The sequence below is a fragment of the Acuticoccus sp. genome (genome assembly GCF_965213555.1).
In the GTDB taxonomy this organism is placed as follows: Bacteria; Pseudomonadota; Alphaproteobacteria; order Rhizobiales; family Amorphaceae; genus Acuticoccus.
In genome coordinates this window covers 1,793,555-1,805,509 of sequence record NZ_OZ243890.1, presented here as the reverse complement: position 1 = coordinate 1,805,509, position 11,955 = coordinate 1,793,555, and the positions used below count along the sequence as shown (strand labels likewise).

The 11,955-nt window shown below is 71.7% G+C and carries 7 protein-coding genes; 3 read left to right on the top strand and 4 right to left on the bottom strand.

Features of this window, described 5'->3' with window-relative positions; genetic code table 11:
- Positions 1–49: 49 nt before the first annotated feature.
- Entirely contained in the window at positions 50–2,671 is a 2,622-nt protein-coding gene (locus tag ACOOE8_RS08655) for a 5'-nucleotidase C-terminal domain-containing protein (protein WP_420394414.1), read from the bottom strand.
- 223 nt (positions 2,672–2,894) lie between these two features.
- Here ACOOE8_RS08655 and ACOOE8_RS08650 point away from each other — a divergent pair, with 223 nt between their 5' ends.
- Together ACOOE8_RS08650 and ACOOE8_RS08645 are read left to right on the top strand one after the other, a co-directional pair.
- Positions 2,895–5,693: a hypothetical protein gene (locus tag ACOOE8_RS08650; protein WP_420394413.1), complete on the top strand. Its 2,799-nt coding sequence runs from the start codon at positions 2,895–2,897 to the stop codon at positions 5,691–5,693.
- A 171-nt stretch (positions 5,694–5,864) separates the two neighbouring features.
- Positions 5,865–7,607: a cisplatin damage response ATP-dependent DNA ligase gene (locus ACOOE8_RS08645; RefSeq protein WP_420394412.1), complete on the top strand. Its 1,743-nt coding sequence runs from the start codon at positions 5,865–5,867 to the stop codon at positions 7,605–7,607.
- Between the two features lie 713 nt (positions 7,608–8,320).
- Here the strand turns inward: ACOOE8_RS08645 and ACOOE8_RS08640 are convergent.
- The 3 genes from ACOOE8_RS08640 to ACOOE8_RS08630 all read right to left on the bottom strand — a co-directional run bounded on the left by ACOOE8_RS08640 (position 8,321) and on the right by ACOOE8_RS08630 (position 10,842).
- Complete coding sequence (locus ACOOE8_RS08640; RefSeq protein WP_420394411.1) at positions 8,321–9,007, bottom strand: Crp/Fnr family transcriptional regulator; 687 nt, start codon at positions 9,005–9,007, stop codon at positions 8,321–8,323.
- Positions 9,008–9,128: 121 nt separating this feature from the next.
- The gene (locus ACOOE8_RS08635; protein ID WP_420394410.1) at positions 9,129–9,917 is read right to left on the bottom strand and encodes a L,D-transpeptidase; all 789 of its coding nucleotides are present in this window, start codon (positions 9,915–9,917) and stop codon (positions 9,129–9,131) included.
- 112 nt (positions 9,918–10,029) lie between these two features.
- Entirely contained in the window at positions 10,030–10,842 is an 813-nt protein-coding gene (locus ACOOE8_RS08630) for a DUF2927 domain-containing protein (protein ID WP_420394667.1), read from the bottom strand.
- Between the two features lie 554 nt (positions 10,843–11,396).
- On the opposite strand from ACOOE8_RS08630, the gene ACOOE8_RS08625 reads away from it, so the two are divergent.
- Positions 11,397–11,942 carry a carboxymuconolactone decarboxylase family protein gene (locus ACOOE8_RS08625; RefSeq protein ID WP_420394409.1) on the top strand — a complete coding sequence of 182 codons (546 nt, stop codon included), beginning with the start codon at positions 11,397–11,399 and terminating at the stop codon, positions 11,940–11,942.
- Positions 11,943–11,955: the final 13 nt, after the last annotated feature.

Here is an 11,955-nt window from a genome sequence, read left to right as displayed (position 1 = left end):
CGCGCGTACCGAGAGGGGGCCGGCACGCCGACCCCCTGCCTCGCCTGGGCTACATTTCCAGATCGGACGTGGTGTTGAGCGCGAGGTTGACGATGCGCATGTCCTCGGCCGGCGGCGTGTCGGCGATGTCGAAGCCGCCGCCGGGCGCGCCGTCCACCGGGAACGTGTCGGCAAGGTACTCGGCGAGGGCGTCCTGCTCGGTGCCGACGGGCGCGAACTGCGCGGCGCCGTCGAGGACGAGGAGCGGATCCTCGAGGTCGACGCGGTCGAGGTCGCCGAACGTCGGGTAGGGGTAGCCGTCGCCGCCGTCGGCGAGGAAGCTGAGCGTCACGATGCGGATGCCGCTGGAGAAGTCGTCCGCCGCCGCGGTCGGCGAGCCGTTGTCGACGATCTTGACGTCCGCCCCGCCCTCGCCGGCGCCGACCAGCTCGACGTCGACGATGCGCGAGCCAGGCGCCGCGGCGGGATCGAAGGAGAAGTTCACGCCCGCGACCTGTGCGAAGCGGCCCGCCGCGTTCGTGGCGTTGCCGCTCGCGTCGAAGGTCGTGTCGGCCAGCGCGTGCTCCAGCACCTCGAGGAGTTGGGCCGGCGTCAGGGTCAGCAGCGTCAGGGCATTGTTGAACTGGAGCGCCGCGCCGATCTCGAGCTCGGAGATCAGGCCATCTAGGCCATCGGAGGTGCTTGGGATCGAGGCGCGGATGCCGCCGCCGTTCTTCAGCGAGACGATTACGTCCCCATCCGTCAGCTCACGCGCATAGGCGAGGTTGGCGTCCGCGGTCAGGTTGCCGAGGTTGGTCTCCTGCGTGCGCACGTCCTCGCGCTCGCCGTTGAGCGGGACCTCCTGCTCGCCGAAGAAGTTGCTGCGCGAGGTCTCGAGCACCGCTTCCTGGATCGTGTTGACCAGCGCGCGGACCTGGCTGCCCGAGGTCGAGCCGGAGATCGCCTCATCGAGGGTGGCTGCGCCAGTCACCGCAAGCACGCCTGCCTCGTCCGTCGCCACCGGCCCGCTCTCGTTGCCGATGGACGAGGCGATGAGGTTGCCGCCGGCATCGAACTCCACGATCAGTCGACCGACGTAGGTGTACTGCCCGTCCGTCGACACGATGGCGACGTCGTTGCCGTCCGCGTCCTGGGTGAGGATCGGGTAGGGTCCGGCCGCCTCGTCACCCTCGCGCAGCCGGTCGTCCCCGTCGGCGAGGATCGTATCAGAGCCACCGGCGATGACGATGTCGACGCCTCGCAGAAGCGGGACGAGCTGCTGCTCGAGCGCGATGTCCTGCAGGTGCGAGGTCAGGATGATCTTGTTGACCCCTTGGGCCTGGAGCTCGTCGATGAAGGGCTGAAGGTCCGCCGCGAGCGCGGGGATGTCGTTGACGTCCTGCCCGTCGGCGCCCTGCGGTGGCACGGTGACGTCGTCGTCGTCGTTCGCCGGATCGCCGCGGGTCGAGGACAGCTCCTCGAGCCGCTGGGTCGTCGCCCCGATCACGCCGAACCTCTCGCCGCCGCGCTCGATGATGGCGTAGGGGGCGATCTGCCCGTCGCCGTCCTCGTCCGCCTGGACGCCGTCCTCTTCGAGCAGCGGCTGCAGGACGCTCTCGTCCTCGACCACGATGTTGGCGGAAAGGTACGGGAACAGCGCGCCGGTCCACGTGTCGTCCGTGGTGCTCGGGGTGCCGTTCGTCTCGGCACCGACGATCTCCAGGAGCTGCTGCTGGCCGAAGTCGAACTCGTGGTTGCCGAGCACCGACGCGTCGAAGCCGATCGCGTTCATGATCGCGATGTCGAACCGGCCCGGGTCGGACTCGAGGCTGGTGTAGGCCCGGCCGGTCACCTCGGACAGGACGTCGTTCAGCACCGCGTTGAGTTCTGCCTGCACTTCGGGGTCGGCGCTGCCGGCGGCGTTGGAGAACGGACCGGGGATGTAGTTGTCGCCCGAGGAGATGATGAGGGTCGTCTCGAACTCGTCGTCGAGCGCGTCCATGACCGTGGCGAAGTTCGGCGCGTTCTCGACGGCGTCCGCGTTGCCCTCGAGGTCCGTCGCGTGGAGGAGCTGCAGCGTCGTCGTGCCGCCGGCCTCGGCGGTGTTGCCGGCCTCGTCGGCGACGCCCTCGACGTTGCGCACGACGTGGCGCGAGCTGCCGTCCCGCGCCTCGACGACGAGGACGCCGTTGGCGCGCTCGGCGAAGCTGTAGTCCGACAGGAGGCCGTCGAGGACGAGGGTGTCCTCGCCGCCGCCGCCGTTCACGTTGTTGTTGCCCGCGCCGGGCCGGAGCGTGTCGTCGCCGCGCTGGCCGCGCAGTATGTCGTCCCCCTCGCCGCCGCCGATCTCATCGTCACCGCTGCCGCCGAGGAGGACGTCGGCCCCGTCGCCGCCCTCGATCGTGTCGTCCCCGCCGCCGCCGCGGACGATGTCGTCGTCGCTGCCGCCGAACAGGAGGTCGTCGTCGCCGCGGCCGGCGAGGACGTCGTTGCCGGGGCCCCCGCCGAGCTGGTCGCCGCCGCGCGCTCCGACGATGAGGTCGCCGCCGCTCAGCCCCTCGTAGAAGGCCGACTCGTTGCGCGACAGCACGAAGCTGTCCGCCTCGAAGGTGCCGAGCTCGAGCGGGCGGACCTCCAGGTTGGAGGTCTGGATCAGCTCGATCAGCCGGCCGAGGTCGGAGTAAGGGTTCACCGCGGGCTCCCCGGAGCTTCAATGGGTTGTCAGGCGGTCCGGTAGACGTCGAAGGCGACAGGGCGACGTCGGAACGGTGACACGGCGATGAAATGCGCTGGGACGCGCCGCGGCCGGTCGGCGCCGTTCAAATGTAAGGGGGCAGCGGGGTCGTCCCGGTCGACATGGTCGAGTCGGCGTGCCCATAACGCGGCCGTCGATCGTCATCGGAGACTGTCGCGACATGACCGCACGCAGCCCAGCCGTCGTCGTCCTCATCCTCGTCACCATCGCGAGCCTTGGCGCGGCGGTCTACTTCTACCTTGAGAGCGAGGAGCGCGGGACGCAGCTCGCCGCGGCGCTGGCGAGCGGTGAGGCGGACAGGTCGCGGCTGACGGCGGACCTCGATGCGCTTCGCGCGGAGGGTGGGGCACTCGAGGAGGTCCGCCTGACGCTCGCGGACGCGCGGGCGGAGCGGGACACCCTCGCGAGCACCGTCGACGCGCTGACGCGCCGCGAGGCGGAGTTGTCCAGCCAGATCGCCAGCACCGATGCCGAGCTCGCCGATCGAACAGCGCGACGCGAGGAGATCGGCGCCGCCATCGCCAGCGCGAGCGACGAGCTCGCGGCGCTCGAACGGACGACGGCGAGTGCGCGGAGCGAGGTCGAGGCGGTCGAGGCCGAGCTCGCGTCGACCCGCGCCGACCTCGCCGCCGTGCGTGAGGCGGCGGCCGCCGCGGCGCAGGAGCGGGACGCATCGCGCGCTGCGGTGGACGAGGCGGAGCGTCGCGTGACGATGCTGGAGCGCGAGGGCGCGACGCTGCGTACGTCCCTCGGCGACCTCGCCGCCGAGCGCGACCGCCTCGCTGCCGAGCTCGACCAACTGGCGAGCCGGCGGGACGCCATCGCAGCCGAGGTCGCAGAGGCCACCCGCGCGCTCGACGGGCGACGCGCCGAGGCCGGCGGCCTCGACACCCACATCGCCAACCTTTCGGGCCGGCGCGACGCGCTTGCGGCCGAGACCGAAGTCCTCGCCGGGCAGCGCCGCACCCTCGGCGCCGAGGTGCAACGGCTCTCCAGCGAACGCGAGGCGCTGTCGGCCGAGGTCGAGGAGATGGCCCACCAGCGTGAAACCCTCCAAGCTGCGGTCGACGAGCTTTCGAGCCGGCGCGAGACGGTCGCCGCCGAGATCGATGCCGCGACGCGCCAGCAGCAAGCGCTGGCGTCCGAGCTCGGCGACTTGACGGACCGACGCCAGGGCCTCAAGGCGCAGGTCGCCGACGCGGCCGCGCAGCGCGACGACGTCGCCGCCCAGCTCGAGACGGCCCGCGAACGCCGCGAGGCCCTGTCCGTCGAGGTGGACGACCTCCAAGGCCGGCGGGCGACCCTCACAGAGGCGGTCGCCGAGGCGGAGGAGGACCGCGACGCTCGGGAACAGGAGATCGCCGCGCTCGCCGCCGAGCGCGACCGGCTCGCCGGCGAGGTCGCCATGGCGCAGGCCGAGCTCGCACGCGTCGAGCAGGCGCACAACGAGGTCCAGTCCGTAGTGACGGCGCTGCAGACGGAAGGGATTGCCCTGCGCGACGCGGTGGCCGCGCTCGAGGCTCGCCGCGAGGACGGCGAGGCGGGCCTTGCGGACCTTCGCGCGACGCTCGGCAGGACGCGCGACGAGGTCGCCGAGGCGGAGCGCGCGCTCGAGGAGACGCGCGGGACGTTCGACCGGACGATCAGCGAGCGCGACGCCGCGTCGGCCGCGCTCGGCGACCTGCGTCGGGGGCTGACCGAGGCCGAGGCTGCGACCGTCGAGGCGACCGGACGGCGCGATGCGGCAGCAAGCGAGGCGGAGGTCGCCGAGCAGCGTCGGACGCAGCTCGTGGCCGAGACGGATCAGCTTGCCGCCGAACGGGAGGCGCTAGCCGGTGAGGTGACCGCAGCCGAGGCCGATCGGGACGCCGCGCTGACCGAGGCGCAGGAGGCCGGCGAGGGGCTGAGCCGGCTGCAGGCCGAGCTCGAGGAGGGCCGAGCCGCGCTGCGTGACCTCGGGGTCGCCGTCCGCAACGCGAGGGACGAGCGCGACGAGCTGCTCCGCGCGCGCGACGCCGCCCGGGCCGAGCTCGAGGCGGCACGCGCGGCCCTCGAGGAGGCACAGGCTGAGCGCGACGCGTTGCGCAGCGAGGTCGAGCGTGCGCTCGCCGAGCGCCAGGAGCAGGCCGCCGCTGCCGGCGCCGCGCAGGAGCAGGCGACGGCAGCGCTGCGCGAGCTCCGCTCCAGCGAAAGCTCCCTCGGCGAGAGTGTGGCCGCGCTGCGCGACGAGCTGGGAAGCCTTGGCGAAGCACGGCAGTCCGCCCTCGACGAGATCGAGGCGCGGCGCGCGGAGGGCGCGGCCTCCGGGGAGAGGCTCGCCGCGATGCGGACGGCCGTCGCCGCCGCAGAGGCGTCCCTCGCGGAGGTCGAGGAGGTCCGTGGGACTCTTCAGGCGGAGGTCGCGACGCTCACCGGGGAGCGCGTCGCGATCGCCGCCGCGTTGGATCAGATGGCCGCGGCGCGCGACGAGCTCACCGCCGCCACGGCCGCGCTGACGGCCGAGCGCGAGGCGCAAGCGGCGGCCGTCGCCGAGGCCGAGGCAGAGCGCGAGGAGGTGGAGCTCAAGCTCGCACGCTCCGGCGCCGAGCTGTCCGACCTCCGGCGCCAGTTGCACAACCTCGAGGGCGAGTTCGGCGGCCGCAAGGCGACCCTGGTGAACGAGGTCGCAGAGCTTGAGCGCAGCGCCGAGCTGTGGCGCGCGCAGCGCGACGAGCTGATCGATGAGATCGACGCACTTCGAGCGGCGCGAGCCACCCCTACCGACCCGTCTGCCGCGTTCGAAGCCGTCGGTTCCCCGGAGGTCGACGCTCCGGTTGAGCGGACGGGGGCTCGGGCCCCCTCAGCCGGAGGCGCGCCGGTAGCCGGGCAACCCAGCTCGCCCGCGACGGAGGCCACGGACTTCCCGCCCCCCGCAAAGGTCGAGCCGCCTTCGCCGCAGGAGCCCGTCCCCGTCCGGTAGGGTCGACTTCAGCGATCGTCGTCGGCGGACGAGGCGCACATCAGCTCACGCGTGACGCGGGCGCACCCGGCGCAGACGCTACCTGCCAGCCTTCGTCTCGAGTGCACGGGGCACCTGGGCCCCTGGAGCGAGGGTTCGCCTTCGCGCGCCGGCGCACCTACCTCACGCCCCATGCAGGCGTTCGCCCACCTCCTCGACCGGTTGACCTATGAGCCGCGGCGCAACGGCAAGCTCGCGCTGATGGAGGCCTACTTCCGCGCTGCGCCCGACCCCGAGCGCGGCTACGCCCTCGCCGCGCTCACCGACGAGCTGTCGTTCCAGAACGCCAAGCCCGGCCTCATCCGCGCGCTCGTTGCCGAGCGCACCGACCCCGTGCTGTTCGCCCTGTCGCGGGACTACGTGGGCGACCTGTCGGAGACCGTCGCCCTGATGTGGCCGCGCCGGCCGCCCGATCCCACGGGTGGGCTCATCGGGCACAACGACCCGCCATCGAGCCCGCAGCTGTCGCAGGTCGTCACCACGCTTCAGACCGGCGGCAAGGCGGGGCTCGCCGCTCAGCTTGCAGACTGGCTGGACCACCTCGACGAGAAGGGTCGCTGGGCGCTCTTGAAACTCATCACCGGGGCGCTGCGCGTCGGCGTCAACGCGCGCCTGGCGAAGACGGCCGTCGCGCGGCTCGGTCCCGTGGAGGTCAACGCGGTCGAGGAGGTCTGGCACGGCCTCGCCGCGCCCTACGAGCCGCTCTTCCGGTGGCTCGAGGGCCGCGGCCCGGCGCCCTCCAGCGTCGATCCCGCACCGTTCAGACCGCCGATGCTCGCGAACCCCACGGACCTCGACGAGCTGACGCGCACCCAGGAACCGGCGGCGTTCCGCGCCGAGTGGAAGTGGGACGGCATCCGCGTGCAGATCGCCGCCGGGTGCGACCAGGCGGGACGGCGCGTCGTGCGGCTGTACTCACGTTCCGGGGAGGACATCTCCGGCGCGTTCCCGGACGTCGTCGCGGCGGTGGACTTCGAGGGCGCGCTCGATGGCGAGCTCCTGATCGCTCGCAACGGCCGGGTGCAGACGTTCAACGTCCTGCAGCAGCGGCTGAACCGCAAGGCGGTGAGCGCCAAGATGCTGCGCGAGTTCCCGCCGCTCGTGCGGCTCTACGACATCCTGTCGGACGGCACGGAGGACCTACGGGCCTTGTCCTACGACGAGCGCCGCCGTCGGCTAGAGGCGTTCGCGAGCCGGCTCGGACCGATGTTCGACCTTTCCGCGCAGCTCGAGTTCGCCTCGTGGCAGGACGTGGCGGACGGGCGCGCCGACCCTGCGTCCGCCGGCGCCGGCGAGGACGCCGCCGCCGTCGAGGGCGTCATGCTGAAGCGTGGCGACAGCGCCTACGTTCCCGGTCGCCCGAAGGGGCCGTGGTTCAAGTGGAAGCGCGACCCGCACATCGTCGACGCCGTCCTGATGTACGCGCAGCGGGGGTCCGGCAAGCGCTCGTCGTTCTACTCGGACTACACGTTCGGCGTCTGGATGGAGGGCGAGGACGGCGAGGCGCTGGTCCCGGTGGGCAAGGCGTACTTCGGCTTTACCGACGAGGAGCTGAAGCAGATCGACAAGTTCGTGCGCAACAACACCGTGAGCCGCTACGGTCCCGTGCGCGAGGTCGTGCACGAGCCCGATCGGGGCTTGGTCCTCGAGATCGCGTTCGAGGGCCTGAACCGCTCCACCCGGCACAAGTCCGGCGTCGCCATGCGCTTCCCCCGCGTGTCTCGGCTGAGGTGGGACAAGCCGCCTCGCGAGGCGGACCGCATCGAGGTGCTGCAGCGCCTGCTCGTCGTCGAGGCGAAGGGGCTGGACCGACGGCCCACGGCGCCGGTCACCACGCTCGAGGCCCTCGCCGCCCGAGCCCGCAACGAGCCCTGACCGGAGGCGCGGTGCTGGACCTGCCGCGCCGTGCCCTTCGAGCGGGGCGAGGTTGGCTGGGATGCGACCCCACCCGCCGCAGGAGTGAACGCTTGCGTGCCGCGATGGCATTGTCGGGCTGGCAGCCTGGCGGATGTCGATCCTGCGGAGGTGGTCGGTACGGCTGAACCAGCAGGCGGCGAGTGGGCTTGCGGGAGGCTAGCGCGGTTTGGAGTTAGGTGGAACAACCTAACCCCAAGAAGACGCTCTTAATCAAGAAACTAGATCATCTCACCTGGGTCTGAGGAGACCCAGAATGCGGTAGCGCGCTAGGTCCTGTGCTGAAGGCACGCTTCGCGGCGCGCCGCACGCGAGCCTCACGCTCGTCGGCCCTGTCGCCCTGTGTCACTCGCCGAAGTCGCCGTCCGTGATGCAGGCGTCCGCTACGAGGGGCCGCCCGGCAGACCGGCCGTGCCGGTGCAGCGGCGACTTTCCGCTGACTTCAGGGCCCCCCAGCAGGGCGGCGCGCCGGCGATGCGCCGCCCTGCTGCGTGCCGCTATCCCCAGTGCCGCACCTCGGGCGCGAGGCGGACGAGCGAATCTCCGTCGAGCGCGGTCGAGCGGCCTGCGGACGTCCCCAACGGCCGTTTGGCGCACCGTGATCGCGGACGCCTTCCACCTCGTTTAGCGAGGACGCGCTGGGCCGATCGTCGGCGGCGCCAGGCCTGAGCCCCTCAGATCGTGGCGAGGGCACGCAGGGCCTGCATGTTCTCGATGCAGTAGTACCCGGAGATCCGGCTGATGTAGCCCGCGCGCTTCCAGTCGTTGAGCACGCGGCTGACGTTCTCGCGCGCCGCGCCGACGACCTTGGCAAGATCCTCCTGACTGATCTTGTGATGCACCAGCGTGCGCCCCTGTCCGACGTCCTTGCCGAAGCTATCGGCGAGGCCAAGCACCGTCTGCGCGATCCGTCCAGGCAGCGGCAGCAGCGAGCGCGCCGCGAGCGAGGCGTTCGACGCCCGCAGGCGCCGGCCGACGATGCCCAGCATGTGGCGATAGACCGCCGGGTGGTCATCGGCGAAGCGGTAGACCGCGGACCTCTCGAAGAACGCGACACGGGAGGGCCTGACGGCGACGACGGTGGCAGAGCGCGGCTCGCCGTCGAACAGGCTCATCTCGCCGAAGACCGCGTTGGGCGACAGGATCGCCAGCACCTGCTCACCGTCCTCGCCACGAAGCACCACGTGGAGCGAGCCCTCGATCAGGGCGTAGAAGCCGTCGCCCGGATCGCCCGCCTCGAACACGGCTTGTCCGGCCTTGATCGGCCGCGCGTGAGCGACTCGGGCCAGCTCCTCGGCAACGTCGTCGGGCAGCCCGTCGAGCGCCAGGCTGTGGGAAAGCACCCGCGGGTTGACTCGCATCGGACCTTACCAATGAGGCGGCCGCCTGCGACGACCTGTCGCGAATTATGTGTGGTGGGCGCCCAACCCCTTCACAACGTACGCAGGCCTTGTGCCAGAACGACGCCGCGGCGGCGATCGCTCAGCGTAGCACGACGACGCGGGTCCCGATGGCGACGCGGGCGTAAAGCTCGATGACGTCCTCGTTGCGCATGCGGATGCAGCCGGACGACACCTCCGTCCCGATGGTCCACGGCGCGTTGGACCCATGGATGCGGTAGAGCGTCGAGCCGAGGTAGAGCGATCGCGCGCCGAGCGGGTTGTCCGGCCCGCCTGGCATGTACGCCGGAAGCTCGGGCTGGCGGCGGCGCATGGCGGCGGGCGGCGTCCAGCCCGGCCACTCGCGCTTCATGGACACGCGGTGCGTGCCCGCCCACTGGAAGCCAGGCCGACCGACCCCGACCCCGTAGCGCCGCGCGGTGCCACCCGGCTGCACGTGGTAGAGGTACTTCGCCACGGTGTCGATCACGATGGTCCCCGGCGCATGGCCGGCGAACCCGACGTCCGCCGGGAGGAACCGTGGGTCCATCCGCGGCACGATCGGCTGCGTGGACTGGGGTGTCGCGAGCGCCGTCCGACGCAGCCCGGGGCGGTCGACCGCCACCGACGAGGGTGACGCCGGCACGACGAGCCCGTTCGACATCGTGCGGTAGCGCGGCGCGGGCGGGGTCGACGCCGCAACGTCCCTCGGGTCGATCGCGGAAGTCGTCGCGGGACGAGCGTCCGACGCGGCGCTGTGCTCGCGCAGGGAGTTGATCCAGCGGGCCCGCTCGGTGTCGGCGTTCGCAGCGCCGACCGAGCTTGCAGCGAGCGCCACCGCGAGCGCAAGGGACCGGCCGGGCCGCCCCATCCACGTCCACACGTCCGACATCCCATCCCCCAGCTCGCGCGCGCACGTCCAGCGCATCCCCTCGCAAAGTGACATTAACACAGGTTTCCTGCTTCGGGCTGACCGGCGCGCCCCGTGGAGCACAGCTTGACGATCACGGCGCGCTGACGAGCGAATCGTGGGTGGGGAGCGCGGGGCGTGCGGCCATCACCTCCGGCAGCCTCGTGCGAGCCGTGGCGATGACGGCAGGCAGTAGCGGCTCGACCTCTCCCGCGCTCATCCCCGGCTCGATCCTCGCATCATAAAGCATGGTGAGGATGAACCAGTCGAAGACGCCGAACACGTTGACCGACGAGGCGTCGTTGAAGATGGAGGCCGGCAACGCGTCCGAATCGTTCGCAGGCCCGAGGCTCTGGGCGATCTCCTCCACCATGCAGTGGGCGAACGGAACGAACCCCTCGTCGACGACGAGGAAGATGAACGCCCGCTCGATGCCGGTGCGACGCGCCGCGATCACCGCCGAGCACGCGTTGTCCTCGAGGAAGTGCGTGTCGACGCCCGCCCATACCCGCTCGCGGATCGTCGCGACGTAATCCACGCGCTCGACGAGGTGGACGACGACCTCCGCGGCGCCCGGCGTCGGCGCCTCGGCCAGCGTGAGCCCCTCGATCGACGCGGTGAGCGAGGCCAGGAACGCGCGTACCGTCGTCGCCCAAGGCCCCTCGGTCACGCCGAGGATGTGGTAGCTCACTGGTCCGACGAACTTCTTGACGACATTGGCCGCCTCGACGTCCCCGGGCGCGTCGCCCACCTCAGCCCCGAACACGGTGAAGAGGAAGCCGTCGACGAGCTCCTCGTCGGTGTAGGGCGTCTGCGCACGCGAGGGGGCAGCAAGCATCGAGGCTGCAAGGACGAGCGTTGCGAGGAGGCCGAGCAGCGCAGGCGCGTGGAGGATGCGCACCCGCACGTCCAACAACGATGCTCCCTCGTCACCATGCTGCTCCCTCCCGGTGCCCGGCCGCGGCGGCGGGCCCGCGGCGCTCCGCGAAGGACGCCGGCTTCCGAGCCCGTCCGCGGGTCCCGCTGCTCCGAGGTCCCGAACATCGCCAAACCGACGCGCTCGATCGAGCAAGTCGCCCGGCCCGTCGGCGATCGGCGACCGGGGCCGCATGCGGCGTCCGCGTCGTCCCCGGATCGTCGCCGCCGAACCGTCAACATGCAGCATGACTCCGGTTCCCATGCTAGCAGCTCGCTCGGACGGAGTGAACTGCGCTGCGGTCGCAGCGCGAGATGGTGACTGCACAATCAAGGCCCATGCCGCGAACCTCGACGGGCGGGGACGATCGGGCCGGCGAGCGTGACGGACGATGTGCGGCGATCCCGCGGTGAGGACGGGTGCGCTCATCGCGGCGAGGGACGGTCGCGACCGCCGTGTCCGAAGACGCGCGGGCCGACGGGCCCTCGCTACTCGGGCGAACCCGTGTCAGCCTGCCCGCTCGAGCCGCGACCGGAGAGCCCGCCATGGAACGACTGCCCCCGCCCGACCCCGCCGACCTGACGCCGCCGCAGCGGTCCGTCGCGGACACGATCACCAAGGGCCCGCGCGGCGCGGTCATCGGACCCCTGGCGGTCTGGCTGCACAAGCCCGAGTTCGCCGCGAACGCCCAGGCGCTCGGCCAGTATTGCCGCTTCGAGACGTTGCTGCCGCGGCGCCTGTCGGAGCTTGCCATCCTCGTCACCGCCAAGGTGTGGTCGTCGGAGTTCGAGTGGCAGGCGCACGCGCCCATCGCCCTCGAGGGCGGGCTGTCGAGCGAGGTGATCGAGGCGATCCGCACCGATGCCGAGCCGCCGTTCTCCGGGGAGGACGAGCGCGTGGTCGCCGCCTTCGCGAGGGCCGCGCAGGAGGGCCGTGGGCACATCTCCGACGAGGTCTACGAGGACGCCCGGCGCGTGCTTGGGGAGCCCGCGCTCGTCGACCTTGTCGGCATCCTTGGCTACTACTGCCTCATCTCCATGACGATCAACGTGTTCGGCGTCCCACCGCAGGGCCCACGGCAGCTCACGTGATCGCAGGAGCCGG

What these genes read in the sequence shown, in the direction of transcription:
- ACOOE8_RS08650 (WP_420394413.1), top strand. Translation starts at nt 2,895, where the DNA reads ATGACCGCACGCAGCCCAGCCGTCGTCGTCCTCATCCTCGTCACCATC.
- ACOOE8_RS08645 (WP_420394412.1), top strand. Translation starts at nt 5,865, where the DNA reads ATGCAGGCGTTCGCCCACCTCCTCGACCGGTTGACCTATGAGCCGCGG.
- ACOOE8_RS08640 (WP_420394411.1), bottom strand. Translation starts at nt 9,007, where the DNA reads ATGCGAGTCAACCCGCGGGTGCTTTCCCACAGCCTGGCGCTCGACGGG.
- ACOOE8_RS08635 (WP_420394410.1), bottom strand. Translation starts at nt 9,917, where the DNA reads ATGTCGGACGTGTGGACGTGGATGGGGCGGCCCGGCCGGTCCCTTGCG.
- ACOOE8_RS08625 (WP_420394409.1), top strand. Translation starts at nt 11,397, where the DNA reads ATGGAACGACTGCCCCCGCCCGACCCCGCCGACCTGACGCCGCCGCAG.